Source organism: Blastomonas fulva (genome assembly GCF_003431825.1).
Lineage (GTDB): Bacteria > Pseudomonadota > Alphaproteobacteria > Sphingomonadales > Sphingomonadaceae > Blastomonas > Blastomonas fulva.
Window position 1 is genome coordinate 948,659 of the sequence record NZ_CP020083.1, and the last position, 19,744, is coordinate 968,402.

General features: G+C 64.7%; 19 protein-coding genes. 9 read left to right on the forward strand and 10 right to left on the reverse strand.

Features of this window, described 5'->3' with window-relative positions; genetic code table 11:
- Positions 1-4: 4 nt before the first annotated feature.
- Together B5J99_RS04510 and bchF are read right to left on the reverse strand one after the other, a co-directional pair.
- Positions 5-1,294, reverse strand: coding sequence for a ferredoxin:protochlorophyllide reductase (ATP-dependent) subunit N (locus B5J99_RS04510; protein WP_054135755.1), 1,290 nt, complete (start codon positions 1,292-1,294; stop codon positions 5-7).
- Positions 1,291-1,863: a 2-vinyl bacteriochlorophyllide hydratase gene (gene bchF / locus B5J99_RS04515; protein ID WP_117351636.1), complete on the reverse strand. Its 573-nt coding sequence runs from the start codon at positions 1,861-1,863 to the stop codon at positions 1,291-1,293. Before bchF ends, B5J99_RS04510 begins: the two co-directional genes overlap by 4 nt.
- A gap of 213 nt (positions 1,864-2,076) precedes the next feature.
- Between bchF and B5J99_RS04520 the strand changes: the two genes are divergently transcribed.
- Together B5J99_RS04520 and ppsR are read left to right on the forward strand one after the other, a co-directional pair.
- A complete protein-coding gene (locus B5J99_RS04520; protein ID WP_117351638.1) occupies positions 2,077-3,138 on the forward strand; it encodes a cobalamin B12-binding domain-containing protein in 1,062 nt (353 codons plus the stop codon).
- A gap of 50 nt (positions 3,139-3,188) precedes the next feature.
- Positions 3,189-4,589: a transcriptional regulator PpsR gene (gene ppsR / locus B5J99_RS04525; protein ID WP_211337877.1), complete on the forward strand. Its 1,401-nt coding sequence runs from the start codon at positions 3,189-3,191 to the stop codon at positions 4,587-4,589.
- Between the two features lie 57 nt (positions 4,590-4,646).
- Here the strand turns inward: ppsR and B5J99_RS04530 are convergent, their stop codons facing one another.
- Positions 4,647-6,083 carry a hypothetical protein gene (locus tag B5J99_RS04530; protein ID WP_162892449.1) on the reverse strand — a complete coding sequence of 479 codons (1,437 nt, stop codon included), beginning with the start codon at positions 6,081-6,083 and terminating at the stop codon, positions 4,647-4,649.
- 186 nt (positions 6,084-6,269) lie between these two features.
- Between B5J99_RS04530 and chlG the strand changes: the two genes are divergently transcribed.
- From chlG to B5J99_RS04565, 7 genes are all read left to right on the forward strand, one after another.
- On the forward strand, positions 6,270-7,172 hold the full coding sequence (gene chlG / locus B5J99_RS04535) for a chlorophyll synthase ChlG (RefSeq protein ID WP_117351641.1): 903 nt from the start codon (positions 6,270-6,272) through the stop codon (positions 7,170-7,172).
- Positions 7,169-8,512, forward strand: a complete 1,344-nt coding sequence (locus tag B5J99_RS04540) for a BCD family MFS transporter (RefSeq protein WP_117351643.1) — start codon at positions 7,169-7,171, stop codon at positions 8,510-8,512. The genes chlG and B5J99_RS04540 overlap by 4 nt, the downstream gene beginning before the upstream one ends.
- Before the next feature lie 22 nt (positions 8,513-8,534).
- Positions 8,535-9,746, forward strand: coding sequence for a geranylgeranyl diphosphate reductase (locus tag B5J99_RS04545; RefSeq protein ID WP_069050966.1), 1,212 nt, complete (start codon positions 8,535-8,537; stop codon positions 9,744-9,746).
- A gap of 55 nt (positions 9,747-9,801) precedes the next feature.
- Positions 9,802-10,284, forward strand: a complete 483-nt coding sequence (locus B5J99_RS04550) for a TspO/MBR family protein (protein ID WP_054135763.1) — start codon at positions 9,802-9,804, stop codon at positions 10,282-10,284.
- Position 10,285: 1 nt separating this feature from the next.
- Complete coding sequence (locus B5J99_RS04555; protein ID WP_117351645.1) at positions 10,286-10,555, forward strand: hypothetical protein; 270 nt, start codon at positions 10,286-10,288, stop codon at positions 10,553-10,555.
- Positions 10,556-10,788: 233 nt separating this feature from the next.
- Positions 10,789-12,330 (forward strand): 1-hydroxycarotenoid 3,4-desaturase CrtD, encoded by a 1,542-nt coding sequence (gene crtD / locus B5J99_RS04560; RefSeq protein ID WP_117351647.1) that lies wholly within the window; start codon positions 10,789-10,791, stop codon positions 12,328-12,330.
- A gap of 47 nt (positions 12,331-12,377) precedes the next feature.
- The gene (locus tag B5J99_RS04565; RefSeq protein ID WP_117351649.1) at positions 12,378-13,181 is read left to right on the forward strand and encodes a hydratase; all 804 of its coding nucleotides are present in this window, start codon (positions 12,378-12,380) and stop codon (positions 13,179-13,181) included.
- Between the two features lie 72 nt (positions 13,182-13,253).
- On the opposite strand, the gene B5J99_RS04570 is transcribed toward B5J99_RS04565, so the two are convergent.
- The 7 genes from B5J99_RS04570 to B5J99_RS04600 form a co-directional block, all read right to left on the reverse strand.
- Positions 13,254-13,772, reverse strand: a complete 519-nt coding sequence (locus tag B5J99_RS04570; RefSeq protein WP_054135765.1) for a helix-turn-helix transcriptional regulator — start codon at positions 13,770-13,772, stop codon at positions 13,254-13,256.
- A 9-nt stretch (positions 13,773-13,781) separates the two neighbouring features.
- Complete coding sequence (locus B5J99_RS04575; RefSeq protein ID WP_117351651.1) at positions 13,782-14,405, reverse strand: cytochrome b/b6 domain-containing protein; 624 nt, start codon at positions 14,403-14,405, stop codon at positions 13,782-13,784.
- Between the two features lie 275 nt (positions 14,406-14,680).
- Complete coding sequence (locus B5J99_RS04580; RefSeq protein WP_117351653.1) at positions 14,681-15,481, reverse strand: TIGR03084 family metal-binding protein; 801 nt, start codon at positions 15,479-15,481, stop codon at positions 14,681-14,683.
- The gene (locus B5J99_RS04585; RefSeq protein ID WP_054135768.1) at positions 15,481-16,350 is read right to left on the reverse strand and encodes an alpha/beta fold hydrolase; all 870 of its coding nucleotides are present in this window, start codon (positions 16,348-16,350) and stop codon (positions 15,481-15,483) included. Before B5J99_RS04585 ends, B5J99_RS04580 begins: the two co-directional genes overlap by 1 nt.
- A gap of 112 nt (positions 16,351-16,462) precedes the next feature.
- The gene (locus B5J99_RS04590) at positions 16,463-16,738 is read right to left on the reverse strand and encodes a hypothetical protein (protein WP_054135769.1); all 276 of its coding nucleotides are present in this window, start codon (positions 16,736-16,738) and stop codon (positions 16,463-16,465) included.
- A 308-nt stretch (positions 16,739-17,046) separates the two neighbouring features.
- The gene (locus B5J99_RS04595) at positions 17,047-18,045 is read right to left on the reverse strand and encodes an NADP-dependent oxidoreductase (RefSeq protein WP_117351655.1); all 999 of its coding nucleotides are present in this window, start codon (positions 18,043-18,045) and stop codon (positions 17,047-17,049) included.
- A gap of 142 nt (positions 18,046-18,187) precedes the next feature.
- Complete coding sequence (locus tag B5J99_RS04600) at positions 18,188-19,741, reverse strand: long-chain-fatty-acid--CoA ligase (RefSeq protein ID WP_245991745.1); 1,554 nt, start codon at positions 19,739-19,741, stop codon at positions 18,188-18,190.
- Positions 19,742-19,744: the final 3 nt, after the last annotated feature.

Here is a 19,744-nt window from a genome sequence, read left to right on the forward strand (position 1 = left end):
CGCCCTATACCCTCAACACGTCGCGGCGGCGGATCGGCCGTGCGAAAAGTTCGGCAAGATCGCCAGCCTGGTCGAAACCGTGGATCGGCGAGAACACCAGTTCGATCGCCCATTTGGTGGTGAAGCCTTCGGCCTCGAGCGGATTGGCAAGGCCAAGCCCGCATACGGTGATGTCGGGCTTCGACGCGCGCACGCGGTCGAGCTGCTTGTCTACATCCTGGCCTTCGCTGATGACCGTTCCGACCGGCAGCTGCGCCAGTTCGGCGGCCATATGCTGGCGGTGAAGATACGGCGTGCCGACCTCGACCGGGATCATGCCGAGCTCGACGTGCAGGAAGCGCGCGAGCGGCAGTTCGAGCTGCGAATCGGGGAGGAAGAAGATGGTCTTGCCTTCGAGCCGCGCGCGGCTGTGCTCGAGCGCGCGCTTGGCGCGTTCGCGGCCCGGTGCCACGACGCTGCGGAAATGCATCTCGTCGATGCCGAAAGCCTTTGCCGCAGCGTGCAACCAGTCGGTGGTGCCTTCGGCGCCGAACGGGAAGGCTGCGGGCAGATGCACCGCGCCGCGGTCTTCGAGCGCCTGCGCCGTTTCACCCAGAAAGGGCTGGGCGAGCAGAAAGCGGGTGTTGGGGCCGACCGCGGGCAGATCGCGCGATTCGCGCGCCGGCAGGCAGGCGACGCGGGTGATGCCGATGTCGCGCACCAGCCGCAGCAACTGGTCCTCGACGATGTCGGGCAGCGCGCCAACGATCAGCAGCTCCTGGCCCGAATCGGCGGTCTGGGCGGGCATGAACGGCACCAGCGAGGCAAGGCATGCGTCCTCGCCCTGGGTGAAGGTGGTCTCGATGCCGCTGCCCGAATAGTTGACGATCCGCACATCGGGAAGGAAGGCGCCCGCGAGCCGCTGCGCAGCGCGCGACAGGTCGAGCTTGATCACTTCGGACGGGCAGCTGCCGACCAGGAACAAGGTGCGGATCTCGGGGCGGCGCGCGAGAAGGCGGCGAACCACGCGATCGAGTTCCTCATTGGCATCGGCCAGGCCAGCCAGATCGCGTTCCTCGATGATCGCGGTGGCAAAGCGGGGCTCTGCAAAGATCATCACGCCGGCGGCCGACTGCAGCAGATGCGCGCAGGTGCGCGATCCGACCACCAGGAAGAACGCGTCTGGCATCTTGCGGTGCAGCCAGACGATCCCGGTCAGCCCGCAGAAGACCTCGCGCTGGCCGCGTTCGCGCAGCACGGGCGCGGTGGAGCAGCCGATATCGGCGATGACAGGGGTGGGTGCGGTGGTGATCATGATGCCACCGCCAGCGTGCCGTGCGATTCGGCAGGCGAACCGGCACCCTGAAGCCGCGCGACTCGCAGCTTCCAGAGGAACTGTCCGGCGTTGATGACATAGGCGCCATAGCCCGCCAGTGCGACGCCCATCCGGGCCTCGACGCTGCCGATGCCGCCCAGCAGCATCACCAGATAAGCGGTGTGCAGCGCCAGCACGAGCATGGAGAACACGTCTTCCCAGAAGAAAGCCGGGGCGAACAGCCACTTGCCGAACACCACCTTCTCCCAGATCGAGCCGGTGATCATGATGGTGTAGAGCGTCAGCGTCTTGACGATGATCGACATGTCGGCGGCAAAAGCGCCCTCGCCTGTCCCGAAATAGCGCAGCACCATCCCGAGGCTGACCAGGAATATGATGAACTGGATCGGTGCGAGCACACCCTGGACGAGGGTCCACACCGTCGAATCGCGGCGAGCGCGCTCTGCTGCGGTGTAGAGCGAAGCGCCCGCCGCCATCGTCCGGTGACCCGCAGGATCAGCCGTAAAGGTGCGTTTTTCCGCAGTTCCAGGCTGGTTTTCCAGTGGCATAAGCGCCGTTGCGTCTCCCGTCTCAAGAACTGAAACCTACCCCTCGCCCCGCAAAAGTGTCAAGTTAAATTGACGTATAGTTTTCTTGACAAAATGACGGTTGTCAGGCCCACTGGACAGGCGTAGGGTTAAGGCCTGGCGAGGGAACGGTCCAAGAAGTCTCCAGCCCGCGAGGCCGATGCACGATGTATCGACAAGACCAGGAGAGTCTGAATGGCCTCAGTTTTTGGCATCGATTTGATCAAGTCGACGACAGGACTGTTCCGCAACGCGCGTTTGCGTAAGAAGGCGTCGCCTTGGGATGGCGAGCAGACCGGCTATGCCCGGTTTGCCCGGCAACGCCCGAGCGACGATGTCGGTCGCCTTGTGGAAGATGAAATCATCCCGCGGCTGCTGATGGTGCACCAGGATGATCCACGAATGAGCCACTTCCCTGCCGAGACCCCTGCAACGATGACCCCGGGCGCAATGTCTGGCCATGGCGCAGGGCCGGACAACAATGGCTTTCGCGATGCGACCGGCGCCCAGTCCAACGACAATGTGCGCGAGCAGGCGGCAGCGCCGAAGACCGCGGCTGCGCCTGCGCTGGTCCAGATTTTCGACGAAGCGGCGATCCGCGATTTCGCTTCGCAAGTGCTGATCCATGAAGTCGACGTGCTCGCCGACATGGTGAACACCTATCTCGACCAGAATGTTGCCCCCGAAGCGCTGTTCATCCAGCTGATCGCGCCGGCTGCGCGCGAACTGGGCGAGAAGTGGAATCGTGACGAGTGCGATTTCGTCGATGTGACCATGGGCCTGTGGCGGCTGCAGTCGCTGCTGCGCACGATCGCGGTGTGGGCACCGCCCTCGCCCGGCTGGAACCTGCGCACCAACAAGGCGCTGTTCACCACCATGCCGAACGACCAGCACAGCCTGGGCACATTGATCATCTCGGAGTGCTTCCAGCGCGCCGGATGGGATGTCGAGACGCTCATCGAGCCGCAACAATCCGACATTTTGCAGGCTTTGGACGAAATATCTTATGATCTGGTTGGATTGACAGTCACCACCGACTTTTCTATCGCGGCGGTTCCCAAGCTGCTGACGGCGATGAGAAGCGTGTCCTGCAATCCCAATCTGGCAATCATGATCGGCGGTCCGGCCCTTGGCTATGATCCCGTGCGTGCGCGCGAGCTGGGTGCGGATGGAACCGCTGCCGACGCTGAAGCTGCGCTGCAACTGGCCGACGAACTTGTATCTTCCGGGGTTGAGCGCGCTGCTCTGACGCTTTGAAGTCCGCTCCCGGCGCGGCAATGAAAAAGGACGAGCTTTCCGCGATCCCCATGCCTTTTCGCGACCTCAAAGGCGTCGTCGGCACACTTGAAATCGGCGCGGCACTGTCACTGGTGCTGGCCGCAGGCGATATCGCCCTGGCGCTCGATTCTGATGGCGTCATCAGCGATGTTTCCGTGAGTGCCGAGGACATGCCAGATCTGAGCGCCTGGATTGGCAGGCGCTGGGAGGATACGGTTGCGCTCGACAGCAAGCCGAAGATCAACGAAATGCTTACCAGCCAGCCGTCGGAAACCCCCGATCGCTGGCGCCAGGTCAACCACCCCGGCCCCGATGGCAACCTGCCGATCCATTACCGCCTGGTAGACCTCGGCGAAGGCAATCCGCGCATGGCGATCGGCCGCGATGTCCGCGCCTGGGCCAGCCTGCAGCAGCGTCTGCTGCAGACCCAGCAGTCGCTCGAGCGCGATTACCTCAAGCTGCGCCAGACCGAGGCGCGCTATCGCCTGCTGTTCGACATGATCACCGATCCGGTGCTGGTCATCGATGCCAGCACCCGGCGGATCACCGCGGCAAATCCCGCAAGCTACCGGCTGTTCGCCGCCAAGTCGGGCTCGCTGGAGAATCGCGATCTTGCCAATGTCATCGGCGGCATCTCGCGCGATGACCTGATCGCCAGCCTGGGCGGCGCGACTGCGACCGGCGAGCGCTGCGAGATGGAGGTCAGCATCGTTCCTGGCGAACCGCCGATGCTGCTCACCGCCATGCCCTTCCGTCAGGACAGCGGCCGCCAGTTCATGATCCGCCTGACGCGCACCGGCGATATCGTCGGCGCCGATGGCGATCAGCGTCCGCTGCACGAGCTGATCGAGCGGATGCCCGATGCGTTCGTGCTGACCGATGGCGCGATGCAGATCATCACTGCCAATTCCGCCTTTGTCGATCTGGTGCACGGCAGTTCCAAGGAAGCGATCACCGGCCAGCCGCTGGGCCGCTTCATCGGCCGCCCGGGCATCGATGTCGATCTGATGCGCAAGCAACTGGACACCCACGGCCAGGTGCGCAACGCCACCACCATCGTCCATGCCGATGATGCCATCGAGGAGGCGATCGAGGTTTCGGGCGTCAAGACTGACAGTCAGGGCGGGCATTACGGCTTTGCTATCCGCACCGTCAGCAGGCGTATGCGCGATCTGCCGCCCGCCGACCGCGACCTGCCGCGCTCGGTCGACCAGCTGACCGAGCTGGTGGGGCGGATGCCGCTGCGCGAGATCGTGCGCGAATCGACCGATTTGATCGAGCGCATGTGCATCGAGGCGGCGCTGGCCTACACTTCGGACAACCGCGCATCTGCCGCGGAAATCCTGGGGCTCAGCCGCCAGAGCCTGTATTCCAAGCTCCACCGCCATGGCCTGGGCAATCTGGTCGGGCGCAAGGACGAATTGAGCTAGGCACGCGCCTGGCGATGTGCGCACGCACCGCCCGCCAACCGCTCCTTTCTTCGGAAACTATCGGCCGATCAGCCCCAAAGCGTGGCGGATGAAGGCATCGCGATCGAGCACCCAGCGGGCATCGTCCGGCAACTGGGGATCGGCATAGGTCCAGCCTTCGGGCGAATAAGGCTTGCGAAACGTCCCTCTGCTGTTGAACGCCAGCGACACCATGCGCTGCTGGGCGCGGGTCGTATGCTCGTTGCCCATCACGGTGGGCGTGCCGGGTTCGACGCCCAGACCCTGGGGGCGAAGCGCGAAGATATAAGGTTCGGTCCTGAAGCTATCGACCACCGTGTTCTGGAAAACCGACAGATAGACCTGATCGAGCGCGGCCAGCGGCGCCGGCGGCATCCGCCATTCGGGGCTGACCATGATGTTCCAGGGGTAATGATCCGGCGCGCCATAGACGATCTCAGTGCGCAGATCGACCAGCGTGTCGCGCACCTGCTGTGCAGAAGGCACGCGCTTCAGCCGGAGGTTGTTCGCCCAGGTGAACCCGAAAGCCGAGATATCGACCAGAGGCATCGCCGATGGCGTCGTGGCATTGGGCAGGTTGGCGACGGTGACATCCTCGTATATGCGCAGATACGCCTTGTCTTTCAGCTGATGCCCGCTGGCGATATCCACCCAGCCCTTCTGGCCGTACCAGACCGAATTGCGGAAATGCGAAACCAGCGTCCCGTTGATATAGGTCGAATGCTCCTGATCGACATTGTCGCCGACATTGCCGCGGATCTCGCTGTCCTCGATGTACATCATCGTCTCGCCGCCGGGCACGAAGATCGCGTTCTTGCCGCCGAAGATTCGCGCGCGGCGGATCACCGCGGTGATCAGTCCGGGCCGCGTCACATCCAGCACCTCGAGATGCACCGCGCCCTTGGCCTCGCCCGCGCCGGGGAAATCGAGCCCGATGTCGCGCATCTCGAAATGCACCCGTTGGGGGCCCAGCTCGAACAGCCGCAGGTTGATCGAGGCCCAGGCATCGTCGGTACGGAAGGTCACCGGGACCCCGGGCACCGACGAGCGGAAGATGTATTGCGTGCCCTGGGTCGATCCGACGATCTGCGGCATCCACGGCGCAAAGGGATAGACGCAGGGCTGGCCGGCGCTGTCATAGGCTTCGTAGATGAACTCGAAGCCGCCTTCGACCCGGCCATAGAGCGATTCGGCAGAGGGCCCGGCATAGACCTCGCGCCGCGCCGCCCGCGAGGCATCGCACCGGATCCGCAATTTCACCGCCGGAGCGCGCAGCCCCTGCATCGGCATGTAGAACGGATAGGACTGATCGCGCTGCGCGGCGTTCGGCGGCTGCTCCGGCGCCGAGACGCTCTCGGTCGGCAGCAACGCCTCGGTCTCCAGCCGCGGTGCCGATGACAAGGTCGAAGGCCCGGCCGACGACAGCAGCAGCGCGGGTGAAAACGCCAACAGGATCGCCAATCGGTGCAGAACCATGTCCATCTTTCCCGGTGAAGACACTTTGGTGCGCGTCTGTCGCCTTCAAGGCTAACCCCCGTTGCTTAACATTCAGGCCAATTGAGGCAAGTGCAAGCAGCAGTCGAAGCGCTCGAGCATCTGCGGCACAGCCAAAACTGTCCATTCTGATTGACACTTCTGCCCGTCAAGCATAGCCTCGCCTTTATGGATCGCTCTGCCAACATCGCCCGGCCCGTGCCGATTCCCGCAGCCCGCGACGTGCTTGAGCTGCTCAAGCCCGTGACGTGGTTTCCGCCGATGTGGGCGTTCTTTTGCGGGGTGATGTCCTCGGGCGCGCCGCTCAATGACCGCTGGCTGTTTCTGCTCGGCGGCGTGCTGCTCGCAGGTCCCATGGTCTGCGGCACCAGCCAGGCGGTGAACGACTGGTACGACCGGCATGTCGACGCGATCAACCAACCCGAACGGCCGATCCCTTCGGGGCGGATCGCGGGCCGCTGGGGGCTGTATGTCGCGCTGATCGGGTCGGCGCTGTCGCTGGTATTGGGCGCGGTGCTGGGCTTCTGGGTGTTCATCGCGACCATCGTCGGGCTGCTGTGCGCCTGGGGCTACAGCGCACCGCCGTTCCGCTTCAAGATGAGCGGATGGGTGGGACCTGGCGTCGTCGCGCTGAGCTATGAGGGGCTGAGCTGGTTCACCGGTGCGAGCGTGATGAGCGGCGGGCTACCCGACAGCCGCGTGCTGCTCGTCATCCTGCTCTACAGCATCGGCGCGCATGGCATAATGACCCTCAACGATTTCAAGGCGGTCGAAGGCGACACCGCGATGGGCGTGCGCTCGCTGCCGGTGACGCTGGGCGTCGCCAACGCCGCAAGGCTGGCCTGCGCGGTGATGGCGCTGCCGCAGGTGGTGGTCATCGCGCTGCTGCTAAACTGGGGACTGGCGATCTCTGCCATCGCGGTTACCCTGCTGCTGGCAATGCAGCTGGTGTTCATGCGCCGGTTGCTGACCGATCCCAACAAATACGCGCCGTGGTACAACGCCACCGGCGTGTCGTCCTATGTCTTCGGCATGCTTGCTGCGGCATTGGGCCTGGGGGGCTGGGTATGACCGCCGCCACAATCGCCACCGGCGCGCGCATCGGGCTGGGCTGGACGGACATCATGCGCATGGGGCTGGTGCAAGCCAGCATCGGCGCGATCGTGATGCTCGCGACGTCTTTGCTCAACCGCGTGATGGTGGTCGAATACGCGCTGCCCGCAGCTTTGCCTGCCGGCCTTGTCGCCTGGCATTATGCGGTGCAGCTGTCGCGCCCGATGTGGGGCCATGGATCCGACAAGGGGCGCAAGCGCACCCCGTGGATCATCGGCGGCATGGGGATATTGGCGCTGGGCGGCATCGTCGCGGTCAACGCGACGATCCTGCTCCCGGTCTCGCCGATACCCGGCACATTGCTCGCGATCCTGGCGTTCAGCATGATCGGCGCGGGCGTCGGCGCAGCGGGCACATCCTTGCTCGCGATGCTCGCCTCAGGCGTGGTGCCCGAACGCCGAGCAGCCGCCGCCGCGATCACCTGGATCATGATGGTCGCAGGCATCGTGATGGCCGCGGCCACCGCCGGCAGCCTGATCGATCCGTTCAGCGAGCAGAGGCTCGCGATCGTTTCGGGCGGGGTGGCGCTCTGTGCATTCGTGCTCGCCTGCGCCGCCATTGCAGGCATCGAAAAGCGGCTGATACCCCCGCCGCACCCCAACGCCGATGCGCCGACAGCCAGCTTTGGCGAGGCGCTGCGCGAGATCATGGGTGATGCGACGGCACGCCGCTTCACCATCTTCGTGTTCGTCTCGATGCTCGCTTATGCGATGCAGGACCTGATCCTCGAGCCTTTTGCGGGGCTGGTCTTCGGCATGACCCCAGGCGAATCGACCAAGCTTTCGGGGCTGCAGCACGGCGGCGTGATGGCAGGGATGATCGTTGCAGGCATCGGCGGCAGCGCCTTTGCCGGGCGGCGGCCATCCGATCTGCGCTGGTGGATTCTCGCCGGCTGCGGCGGATCGGCGCTGGCGCTGGCCGGGCTCGCGATCGCCGCGACCACCGCAGGCGCGGGCGCCTGGCCGCTCAAGGCCAATGTCGCGGTGCTGGGCTTTGCCAATGGCCTGTTCGCGGTTTCCGCGATCGGCGCGATGATGGGGCTGGCGGGTGCCGGCCAGCAGTCGCGCGAGGGCGTCAGGATGGGCGTGTGGGGCGCAGCGCAGGCGATCGCCTTCGGGCTCGGCGGCCTGACCGGCGCGATGGGCGTGGATATCGCGCGCGGAATGCTCGCCAGCGATGGCGCCGCGTTCCAGTTGATTTTTGCTGGCGAGGCGGGGCTGTTTATCCTCGCTGCGCTTTTGGGGGTGCGCGTGACCATGCGCACTGCCGATCCGCTTATGGTGGCGGCGCCGGCCTGAAGGCCAGACAGGAGTAAGAGCAATGGCGGATGCGGATTTCGACGTAGCGGTCATTGGTGGCGGCCCATCGGGCGCGACCGCGGCCAACGATCTGGCCAAGCGCGGGCTCAAGGTGCTGCTGCTCGATCGCGATGGCCGGATCAAGCCGTGCGGCGGCGCGATCCCGCCGCGCGCGCTGAAAGATTTCGAAATCCCCGAATCGCTGCTCGTCGCCAAGGCGCGCGCGGCGCGGATGATCTCGCCTTCGGGGCGGCAGGTCGACATGCCGGTCGGCGATGGTCCCGAGGGCAAGGGCTTTGTCGGCATGGTCGACCGCGACGTGTTCGACGAATGGCTGCGCGCCCGTGCCGGGATCAACGGCGCAGAGCGGATCACCGGGACCTATGAGCGGATCGACCGGGACCAGGACGGCATGGCGGTACTTGTCTATCGCAGCGAGCGCGGCGGGCCCGACCGGCGGGTGCGGGTGCGCTCGGTGATCGGCGCGGACGGCGCGCGATCGGCGGTGGCCAGGCAGAACATCAAGGGCGCCGAGCAGGTCAAGTGCGTGTTCGCCTATCACGAGATCATCAAGGCACCCGAGCCCGCGCTCGCGCACGCGACCGATTTCGATTCCGACCGCTGCGATGTCTATTATCAGGGCAAGCTCTCTCCCGATTTCTACGCCTGGGTGTTCCCGCATGGCGACACCGCCAGCATCGGCCTGGGCAGCGCCAACAAGGGCTTTCCCTTGCGCGAAACCACCGCGCTGATGCGCGAGCAGATCGGGCTGGCGGGCTGCGAGACGATCCGCAAGGAAGGCGCGCCGATCCCGCTCAAGCCGCTGAAACGCTGGGATAATGGCCGCGATCTGGTGGTCGCGGGCGATGCCGCAGGCGTCGTGGCACCGGCGTCGGGCGAGGGCATCTATTATGCCATGGCCTGCGGACGGCTGGCTGCCGACGCGGTGTTCCAGTTCCTCGTCACCGGAAAGCCGGCCGCGCTCAAACAGGCCCGCAAGCAGTTCATGGCCAAGCACGGCAAGGTGTTCTGGATCCTGGGAATCATGCAGTATTTCTGGTACTCGTCGGACAAGCGCCGTGAGCGCTTCGTCAAGATGTGCGCCGATCCCGACGTCCAGTACCTCACCTGGCAGAGCTACATGCACAAGGAACTCGTCCGCCGCAAACCGGTGGCGCATGCCAAGATTTTCGTGAAGGATATGGGACATCTGCTGGGGCTGTCGCGGGCCTGACATGATGGCCGATGTGACGGCTACGTGATTTTTGCAGCTGGGAGGCTGAAGCCGAATGCATCGTGAAGGTTTTCTGCCCGTCATCCTGGCGGCGATGGCGGCATTGATCGTGGCCGCGGGCGGCGCGACGATCACCGATCTGGGGCCCTGGTATCAGGGGCTCAACCAACCCGGCTGGGCCCCGCCGGGCTGGCTCTACGGAGTTGCCTGGACGCTGATCTTCGCGCTCGCCGCATTGGCCTCGCTCGCCGCCTGGCGCGCCGCGCCGACGCGCAATGCGCGCACCAACGTCATCGGGCTGTTCGCATTCAACGGCTTTCTCAACGTGATGTGGAGCCTGTTGTTCTTCCGCGTGCAGCGACCCGACTGGGCGCTGATCGAGGTTGCGGCGCTGTGGCTGTCGATCGCGGTGCTGATCGTCTATTGCGGGCGCTTCTCGAAGCTGACCGCGTGGCTGCTGCTGCCCTATATCGGCTGGGTCAGCGTGGCCGCCGCGCTCAACTATGCCATCGTCCAGCTCAACAGCCCGTTCGGCTGAGATGGACGCGGTATCCGCCTTTTTCGCCAGCGGGCATGCGGCGGACCTGATCCTTGCCGTGCTGGCGGCGGAGTTCGTCTGGCTGGTGATGCGCGGCGGCAAGCCGCTCGATGTCGCGCTGGTGCTGGGCCCTGCGGTGTTCATCGTGATCGCGCTGCGCGGCGCGCTGACCGGCGCGGATTGGCCGCTGATCGCGCTGCCGCTGATGCTGTCGTTCCCGGTGCACATCGCCGATCTGATGCGGCGCGGTATGTTGTCCAAAAGCACCTGACCCTCACCGGTCCCCTGCGCAGGCAGGGGCCCATCTCCTGCTGCCGCACAACGCGCACCACTGGCTGATCGTGGAGGGGTCCAGTGATGGGCCCCGGCCTTCGCAGGGGACCAAGAATGGACCAAGGCACGCCCTTTGGTACATGTCCATTGACCCTGACAAATAACTGTCAAACTTTATGGACACCTGCTAGCATCCCTTCATGACCTGGGTTTCTTCCGACGGGCCGCCATATGCGGCATGAGCCGATCATTGTCGTCGGCGCGGGCGTCGGCGGGCTGAGCGCGGCGGCGTTGCTGGCTGCGGCGGGCGAGCCGGTGCTGGTGGTCGAACGCCAACCCACCCCCGGCGGCAAGTTGCGCGAGGTGATGGCGGCGGGCCGCCCGGTCGATGGCGGGCCGACGGTGTTCACGATGCGCTGGGTTTTCGACCGGCTGTTTGCCGATTGCGGCGGCGATCTGGCGACCGCGATCCCGCTCACCCCGGCGAGCATGATTGCCCGCCACGCATGGGGCCCCGAAGCTCCGTTTGATCTGCTCGCCGATGTCCAGGCCAGCGAGGCAGCGATCGGCGAGTATTTCAGCGCGAAGGATGCCGCGGGTTTCCGCACCTTCTGCGCCGAGGCGGCACGCATCTTCAACGTGCTGCGCGAGCCGTATCTGGAGGCATCCGCGCCTACCCCCTTCTCGCTGGTGACGCGCATCGGTCTCAAGCGCCTGCCCGAGACGATGGCGATCCGCCCCTATCAGGCGATGTGGAAGGCGCTGGGCCGGCATTTTGCCGATCCCCGGCTGCAGCAACTGTTCGGGCGCTATGCCACTTATTGCGGATCGTCACCCTTTGTCGCGCCCGCGACCCTGATGCTGATTGCGCATGTCGAGCAGGACGGGGTCTGGCTTGCCGACAACGGCATGCACTCGATCGCCACCGCCATCGCAGAGCTTGCCCGCAGCAACGGCGCGCAGTTCCGCTATGATGCGCCGATCTCCGAGATCGTGGTCGAGCATGGCCGCGCTGCAGGGGTCCGGCTCGAATCCGGCGAAGTCATCCGCGCGCGCGCGATCGTGTTCAACGGCGATCCTGCCGCGCTCAACATCGGGCGGCTGGGCGATGGCGTGCGCCGCGCGGTGCCGCCGGTGCCGCCCAAGCAGCGGTCGCTCTCCAGCATGACCTGGCTGATCAACGCGAAGACCTCGGGCTTCCCTCTGGTCAGGCACAGCGTGTTCTTCTCGAACGACTACCGCGCCGAGTTCGATTCGATCTTCAAGCGCGGCCAGGTGCCCGAGGCGCCCACCATCTATATCTGCGCGCAGGACCGCGACGACCATTCGGCGCGCGCGCCGCCGGGGCCCGAACGGCTGCAGCTTATCGTCAACGCGCCAGCCAATGGCGACACATTCCAAAGTTCACAGGCGGAGATCGACCAATGCGAGAGGCAAGTTTTCGGCTTCCTGGAGGATTGTGGCCTGACGATCGACCGAACGGCGGACAACTCGCATTTGGTGACGCCAGCGGATTACGAGGGTTTGTTCCCGGCGACGGGCGGCGCGCTTTACGGCCGGGCGACTCATGGATGGAAGGCGGCTTTCCAGCGGCCAGGGGCAGCGAGCCGTTTGCCGGGGCTCTATCTGGCCGGGGGTGGAATTCACCCCGGCGCCGGGATCCCGATGGCGAGTCTCTCCGGCCGCTTGGCGGCAGAGCGGCTGCTTGCGGACCTGCCTTCGATGCGATCGTCCCGGCGGGTGGCTATGCCTGGTGGTACATCGACGCGCTGAGTGACGACGGCAAGCATGGTCTGACGATCATCGCGTTCATCGGCAGCGTGTTCTCGCCTTATTACCACTGGTCGGGGCGCGGCGATCCGGACAACCACATCGCGATGAACGTCGCGCTGTATGGCCCGCGCGGCGGCTGGTGCATGACCGAGCGGGGCCGCAGCCACCTTGCGCGCGATCACGACAATCTGGTGATCGGCCCCAGCTCGATGCACTGGGATGGCGACAGCCTGCGCATCGATCTGGCAGAGATCACCGCGCCGCTCCCCAAGAAGGTGCGCGGCACCATCCGGGTGTTCCCCAAGGTGATGCCGCAGACATTGTGGCCGCTCGATGCCCAGGGGAACCACGCCTGGCGCCCGATCGCGCCGCGCGCGGTCGTCGAGGTCAAGCTCGACAACCCTTCGCTCAGCTGGAAGGGCGAGGGCTATATCGACAGCAACGCCGGTGTCGAACCACTCGAACGCGGCTTTTCCGACTGGCACTGGTCGCGCGCGCATCTGGCACGCGATTCGGTCGTGCTCTACGAAGGCCAGCGCCGCGACGATTCGCGCTTTGCCATGGGTCTGCGCTTTGCCGACAACGGCACGATCAGCGAGGTGGAACTGCCCCCAGAGCGCGTGCTGCCCAAGACCCTCTGGCGCATGCCGCGTATCACCCGCGCCGATGCCGGCGCCCCGGTCGAAATCCGCCGCACCTGGGAGGACACCCCCTTCTATTCGCGCACCGCGCTCAAGACGCGCCTGTTCGGCGAGCAGGCCGAGGCGGTGCATGAAAGCCTGTCGCTCGACCGGCTGGAAAAGGGGATTGTGAAGCTGATGCTGCCGTTCAGGATGCCGCGACGGGGGTGAAGCCCGCTCTCCAGAAGCAGCGGACGGGCTGAAGCAATCGCGCGAATTGCGGCGCAGACATTGCTCGCTGCGTTATCCGCCCAGTACCCGACTGCTTTTGTCCGGGAGAGCAATCAGGTCTTCCAGAAACAATGCGATCAACCCAGATCGGGATTCGACCCCTGCCTTGGAATAGACCTTTGCAAGCTGAGCTCTGACGGTACCAGCGGCTGACCCCCTTAGCCTTGCGATCTCACTAATATCACAGCCCTTCAGAGCGAACAGGGCGACATCAGCCTCAGCGGCTGTCAGCTGCCATTCCTCGAACCGCAGGCGGATCAGTTCGCCCAGCGCACCTTGCGCTGTGGCCACGGCAGCCTCGTCCCGACGTGCTGCGGTGATCAGGCCGCGCACTCGCATCGCGCCCAGGACCACTGCGGCTAATAGGGCAATAGCAGCGATCATCTCGATCGCCAGATGCAGGCCGATCCCGTCAGTCATTACGTCGCTTGCCAGATCGGCAAGGAAAAACGCACAGGCGAGCGCCTGCAAAGCCACTAGGATGCTGATCCCCGTGGCCTTGCGTTCGCGTATGCGTGTCCTTGCGCTCATTAGCCTTGCCTATCGCCCCAGCGGCGACATGGCCATCACAACCTGCTTGCCGCTGCGCCGTGTCTCGAACACCACGCCTGCCAGATGCAGGAGGATAAGGAGATAGAGCAGATTTGCGGCGGTCTCGTGGATTTCTCCGAGCATGCCCTCTTCGCCCTCTTCGCCCTCTTTGCCCTCTTCGCCCTCTTCGACCTCGCTCTGCCGGCCGTGCCCCGCAGAAACGCTGTGCTGCTCCTGCTGATACTCGGTGCCAGCCCATGGCACAGGTCCGGCCAGGGTAATTCCGGTGGCGATAATCGTGAGCAGACAGCCCCAGATTGCAAAGACCATCATCGCGCCGAGCGGATTGTGCGAGGCATGGCGAGTAACATTTCCCGCCCGGATATCGCGCACATGTGCCAGCGCTTTGCGGGGACTCGGCCAGAAGGCAGAAAATCGCGCCTCGGCAGGGCCGACAATACCCCACAGCAGGCGCAGCCCGAGAATGGCCGCAAGACCATAACCCACCCAGATATGCGCGGCGGCGCCTTCCTCTGTCACGATGGCATTGGCTAGCACGGCGATGGCAATCGTCCAGTGCGTGATTCTGACGATGGGGTCCCAGCGACGGCCGGGGGCGGCGTGATCGATCATGACACTCTCCTTGCTGAAAGGTGTCAGCAACCGCCCTTCAATTCCGGGGAGCACAGCAAGCCGCTGACCCGCCACATCTCGCAATCGCCTCGCCGCAGCGCCATTGGCTCTCTGCTTATATTGCCGGGCATAAGCGACCGCTTAGGATGGCTGGACCCGCCATTGCCTTCGGCAGTCGATACCGAAGCGGCCGACCGATCCCAGCCCGCCGGCCAGCAAGCCTACACGCCCTGGTGTCTAACCGCCAAAGCGATGAAGACAAATCGTCTCCTGTTTCAGATGCTTATCCGTTTCCGCACCCCAGGTGCAGGCGGATCGACGGGCGCACCCGCGAAGCATTGCGCGATGGCCATCCACGCGGTGGCATTTGGCCCCATCACCTTGAGCGCCGTATCCGCAATGTTGCGCGTCTGTGTGACCACCTGGCAGAATTCCGCCGCATCGCCCTCGATCAACTCGCCGTCCGCCGGTTCGCCGAACGTCCAGACCTCGCCCGAAGGCGCGGTGAGGCGCAGCTGCGGGACCGGCTGTGGCGCATCCAGCCTGCGGTTCTTGAACGTCCAGCCATAGGTGTTGAGCCCCAGTACGCAGATGTTCTTGATCCCATCGCCATTCTCGCGCTCGACGCCCAGCACATCGAAAATTGCCTGCGCGTGCGCCCAGCTTTCCATCAGCCGCGCGGTGATCGACGACCGCGCGCTCATGCTCGGCCCCGCCCAGGGCACGCGCTGCGCCGGATCGGCGGTCGCAAAATCGGCGGCGGTGGCGCGGTAGGTCTCGGCCCAGGCGTCAACCAGCGCCTGACCGGCGAGGCCATCAAGCCAGACGCGCTCGAACGCATTCAGATCGCCGCCAGACCGGATGATTCCGCCGACCTGCCCCATGAACGCCTTGAACGCGTCTTCATCCTTTAAGGACATCTGCGCCGCCTGGTTCCAGACATGCAGATGGCCAATGATATCGCCGATCGTCCAGCCCTTGAACGCAGTTGGCGTTGCCAGCGCGGCATCGTCGAGCGGTGCGAGCAGCGCATGGATGCGATCGCATTCGGTGAGGAAATCGTCTGCCTGCTGCATCACAAGAACCCCTTCAACTCGGCCATGAAGCGGTCGAACTGGTCGTGGTGCAGCCAGTGGCCCGCATCGGAAAACTTGGCGAGGCGCGCGTTATGGAAAAGCCCCATGCGGCCATCGGCCTCCGGGTCGGACGCCCAGCTCTTCTCGCCCCAGCACAATAAGGTCGGGCAGGTGATTCGCTGCCACAGCGCCTGCATCTGATCGGTGGTGATGTCGAGGATCGGCCAGACGCGGATGTGCGGATCGAACTTCCAGCTGTACGTGCCGTTCTCGTTGCGGATCACCGCATGCTCGCACAGGTGCCGCGCCTGCTCCGCGGTCAGATAGCTGTTTTCGGCGTGCATGCGCTGCAGCGCCTCTTCGAAGCTGGCATATTCGCGGTGCTTGCGCGCCGCCCGTGCCCGCTTGTCGGCAAACCATTTGCGCCAGTGCTCGTCGATCGGGGTCAGCGCGCGCTCTTCCACCATCTTGGGGCTGGGGCCGAGGCCCTCGATCGCGACGATCTTGCGCACCTTTTCCGGGTACAGCCCGGCGTAGCGCAGCGCGGTGTTGCCACCCAGCGAATGCGCGACGATCGTCACCTGTTCATAGCCGAACTGCTCCACCAGCTGCGCCAGATCGTAGACGAAGTTCATGATCGGGTAATTGCCGTCGGCGGTCCATTGCGAATCCCCATGTCCGCGCAGATCAAGCGCGATGACATGCCAGTCGGCCATCAGCTCGCCCGCCACCCAATCCCACGATCGGCAGTGATCCTCGCCGCCATGCACCAGGATCAGCGGCGGCTTGTCCGGGTTGCCCCAATCGGCATAATGCAGCTTGAGCCGCTGCGAGAAAAAGCTGTGCGATGCAGGTCCGGTCAGTTTCATGCCGCAACCCTAAGCGGGTTTCGCCGCAAATGAAAAGGGGCGGGAAAGCACCGTCGTGCTTTCCCGCCCCTTACCTTCCGGCACATGGCCGGTCGGCGAATGAATTGACGGATCAATCCAGACGCGCGAGTTCCTTCTTGGAAAGCGAGGTCGAAACCTTGCCTTCGTCTGCGGTCAGGGTCGCAGCGCCGATGCGCACGACCTTGCCCTTGTAGATGACCAGGGCCGAGCCGTCCTCGAGAACGCGGGTCACCTTGCCGACGCGCTTGCCTTCGGCGTCATAGATGGTCTGGTTCTTCGAGATCAGGGCATCGTCCTGAGCGAAAGCGGGAGCAGCGGTAGCTGCGAGAAGCACGGCGCCGATCAGGGCGGAAGCACGAATGGTCATGGGTAGCATTCCTTTCAATCTTGGGGAGGGATTGGCCCCTGAACAGGGCTTTGGTTGGTTACACCCTGTACTTAAGTGCGCGATTGATAGGTTGCAAAGAGAAATGTTGCATTTGCGAATGCTATTTTTGCAGCTTCGGTTGCAGTTTATGCATGTTGCAAAAATATCGTGTTATACCAGTGGTTTGAAAAGGACGCAATAATATTGCGATGCAACAAAGTTGCGCGGTTTGCCATCAGGGTGCCCCGCGCGCAGCAGCCAGCCCCCGCCTTCGCGAGAGTTGGGTGCCCTACTGTGTGGAGAATTGGCTAGAGCTTGAGCATCTGCTTGCCGCGATTGGCGCCGGAGAACAATCGCTGCATCGTCTGCGGCGCGTTCTCGAAGCCGTGCTGGATATCCTCGCGATAGTTCAGCCTGCCATCCTTGACCAGCCCGGCCAGCCGCTTGCGGATCAAGGGAAACTCCGCCGCCCAGTCGAGCACGATGAACCCGGTCATCGTCGCACGGCGGAAGATCAGGTTGAAATAGTTCTGCGGGCCGGCGGGCATCTGCCCGGTCTCGTAGCGGCTGATTCCGCCGCAGATGACAACGCGCGCGTTCGTCGCGATATGGGCCAGCATGTCATCGAGGATCGCGCCGCCGACATTGTCGAAGATGACATCGACACCGTTCGGGCAATGCTGCTTGATCGCGGCCTTGAGGCCACCTGCCTTGTAGTCGATCGCGGCGTCATAGCCCGCTTCCTCGACCAGCCAGGCGCATTTCTCGGGCCCCCCCGCGATGCCGATGACACGGCATCCCGCGATCCTGGCCAGCTGGCCGACGATCGATCCGGTCGCCCCTGCCGCGCCCGAGACCAGCACGGTATCACCCGCCACCGGCTTGCCGATCTTGAACAGCCCGCAATAGGCAGTCAGCCCCGTGGTGCCGAGCACCGACATCATCGCGGTGGGCGGCAGCGCAGGATCGCACGGCACCAGCCCCTCGCCATCGGAGAGGTGATATTCGGTCCAGCCGGTCGACCCTATCACCATCGTTCCGACCGGGAACTTGCCGCCATTCGATTCGATCACCTCGGAAATCGCAGAGCCGCGCATGACCTCGCCGATCTCGGTCGGCGCGACATAATCGGCGATGTTTTCCATCCAGCCCTTCTGCGCGGGATCGAAGGCGAGATAATGCGTCTTGAGCAGCATCTGGCCGGGGCCGGGCGCGGGCAGGTCCTTGGTCACCAGTTCGAAGTCGCTGTCCTGTACCGGGCGACCGCGCGGGCGGCCTGCGATCAGCCATTGGCGGGTGGTGGTCATGATTGTCGTCTCCCAAAAATTCCGGTTTCCCGCGACGGCGGGAGCCCATCTCCTAAGCTGTCACCCGGCACAACGGTCGGGAGATGGACCCCCGCCTGCGCGGGGGACCGGCTGATCTACGGCATTGCCAAGGCTTCTCGCGTCAACCGATCTGCCGTTCGCCCTCCTGCCAATAGAGCTTGCGCAGTTCCTTCTTGAGCACCTTGCCCGAAGGGTTGCGCGGCAATTCAGTCATGAAATCCACGCTCTTGGGGCATTTGAATCCGGCGATATGCTCGCGCGCGAAAGCGATCAGCCCCGCCTCATCGGCATTCTCGCCATCCTTCAGCACGACGATCGCCTTGACCGCCTCGCCCCAGCGGGCATCGGGCACGCCGATCACCGCGCAATCGCGCACGGCAAGGTGGTGATGCAGCGCGTTCTCGACCTCGGCGGGGTAGATGTTCTCTCCGCCCGAGACGATCATGTCCTTCACCCGGTCGAACAGATAGAGATAGCCGTCGGCATCGACATAGGCTGCGTCCCCGGTGCGGTACCAGCCATCGACGAACGCCGAGGCATTGGCGTCGGGCAGGTTGTGATAGCCCGCCATCACCAGCGGCGCGCGCACCCAGACTTCGCCGACCTCTCCCGCCGCGCGGTCCTGCCCGTCCTCGCCGACGATGCGCAGTTCGACATCGGGAAACGGCTTGCCGCAGCCCGCCATACGCGGCGTCCCTGCGACATCATGGTCTTCAGGCGGCAGATAGACGATCGTGCCGCTGGTCTCGGTCGCGCCGTACATCTGGACGAACTGCGCATTGGGAAACATCTGCATCGAGCGGCTGAGCACGTCGAGCGGGATCGGCGAGGCACCATAAGGCAGCACCCGCATCGAGCTGAAATCCGCGCCTTGGGCGTCCGGATGATTGAGGATCATGTTGAGCACCGCAGGCACCGCGAACATCTTGGTGATGCCGTGCTTCTGCACCGCCGCGATGATCACCGCGACATCGGGCTGAGCGAGGATCACCCCGGTGCCGCCGCCGTTGAGCGTCTGCATCACCCAGGCGGTGCCGCCGATATGGAACAGCGGCATCGCCACCAGCGAGACGTCGCTTGCCAGCCACGCCGCCCAGCCCTCGCCGATCTTGCGCCCCTGGCTGAGCGAAGCGGTGAGGCTGCCATGGGTGAGCAGCGCGCCCTTGGGGTGACCGGTGGTGCCCGAGGTGTACAACTGCACCGCGACATCGCCATCGGCCAGATCGGCCAGCGAGCGGTCCGGATCAAAGCCTTGCACCCACTGCCGGAAAGTCGCGCGACCCTCGAAATCGCCATCGCCCAGCAGGATCGTCGCCAGTCCCGCCTCGGCGCGCACCGCCAGCGCGTTGTCCAGCACCGCGCTCTGCGTCAGCAGGAAGCGTGCCCCGGCGTCCTTCACGATATAGGCGATCTCGCGCGGCACCAGCCGCCAGTTGACCGCGACCGTCACCGCCCCGATCCGCAAGCTCGCCATCAGCAGGATCACGTAATCGATGGTGTTGAGGCCCAGAAATGCCACCCGGTCCCCCTTGCCGATGCCGCTGGCCTTGAGCGCAGCGACGCAGCGGCAGACCAGATCGTCGAGCTGCGCATAGCTCAGCGTCTCGTCATCCTGGATCAGCGCGGGCTTGTCGGGCGTGGCGGCCGCGCCGCGCGCGACCATGTCGGCGATCATGCT

What these genes read in the sequence shown, in the direction of transcription:
- B5J99_RS04580 (WP_117351653.1), bottom strand. Translation starts at nt 15,481, where the DNA reads ATGCAGCAGGCAGACGATTTCCTCACCGAATGCGATCGCATCCATGCG.
- B5J99_RS04570 (WP_054135765.1), bottom strand. Translation starts at nt 13,772, where the DNA reads ATGAGCGCAAGGACACGCATACGCGAACGCAAGGCCACGGGGATCAGC.
- B5J99_RS04595 (WP_117351655.1), bottom strand. Translation starts at nt 18,045, where the DNA reads ATGACCACCACCCGCCAATGGCTGATCGCAGGCCGCCCGCGCGGTCGC.
- B5J99_RS04510 (WP_054135755.1), bottom strand. Translation starts at nt 1,294, where the DNA reads ATGATCACCACCGCACCCACCCCTGTCATCGCCGATATCGGCTGCTCC.
- B5J99_RS04550 (WP_054135763.1), top strand. Translation starts at nt 9,802, where the DNA reads ATGCATCGTGAAGGTTTTCTGCCCGTCATCCTGGCGGCGATGGCGGCA.
- B5J99_RS04575 (WP_117351651.1), bottom strand. Translation starts at nt 14,405, where the DNA reads ATGATCGATCACGCCGCCCCCGGCCGTCGCTGGGACCCCATCGTCAGA.
- B5J99_RS04555 (WP_117351645.1), top strand. Translation starts at nt 10,286, where the DNA reads ATGGACGCGGTATCCGCCTTTTTCGCCAGCGGGCATGCGGCGGACCTG.
- B5J99_RS04590 (WP_054135769.1), bottom strand. Translation starts at nt 16,738, where the DNA reads ATGACCATTCGTGCTTCCGCCCTGATCGGCGCCGTGCTTCTCGCAGCT.
- B5J99_RS04585 (WP_054135768.1), bottom strand. Translation starts at nt 16,350, where the DNA reads ATGAAACTGACCGGACCTGCATCGCACAGCTTTTTCTCGCAGCGGCTC.
- crtD (WP_117351647.1), top strand. Translation starts at nt 10,789, where the DNA reads ATGCGGCATGAGCCGATCATTGTCGTCGGCGCGGGCGTCGGCGGGCTG.
- B5J99_RS04540 (WP_117351643.1), top strand. Translation starts at nt 7,169, where the DNA reads ATGACCGCCGCCACAATCGCCACCGGCGCGCGCATCGGGCTGGGCTGG.
- bchF (WP_117351636.1), bottom strand. Translation starts at nt 1,863, where the DNA reads ATGCCACTGGAAAACCAGCCTGGAACTGCGGAAAAACGCACCTTTACG.
- B5J99_RS04520 (WP_117351638.1), top strand. Translation starts at nt 2,077, where the DNA reads ATGGCCTCAGTTTTTGGCATCGATTTGATCAAGTCGACGACAGGACTG.
- B5J99_RS04530 (WP_162892449.1), bottom strand. Translation starts at nt 6,083, where the DNA reads ATGGTTCTGCACCGATTGGCGATCCTGTTGGCGTTTTCACCCGCGCTG.
- B5J99_RS04600 (WP_245991745.1), bottom strand. Translation starts at nt 19,741, where the DNA reads ATGATCGCCGACATGGTCGCGCGCGGCGCGGCCGCCACGCCCGACAAG.
- chlG (WP_117351641.1), top strand. Translation starts at nt 6,270, where the DNA reads ATGGATCGCTCTGCCAACATCGCCCGGCCCGTGCCGATTCCCGCAGCC.
- B5J99_RS04545 (WP_069050966.1), top strand. Translation starts at nt 8,535, where the DNA reads ATGGCGGATGCGGATTTCGACGTAGCGGTCATTGGTGGCGGCCCATCG.
- ppsR (WP_211337877.1), top strand. Translation starts at nt 3,189, where the DNA reads ATGCCTTTTCGCGACCTCAAAGGCGTCGTCGGCACACTTGAAATCGGC.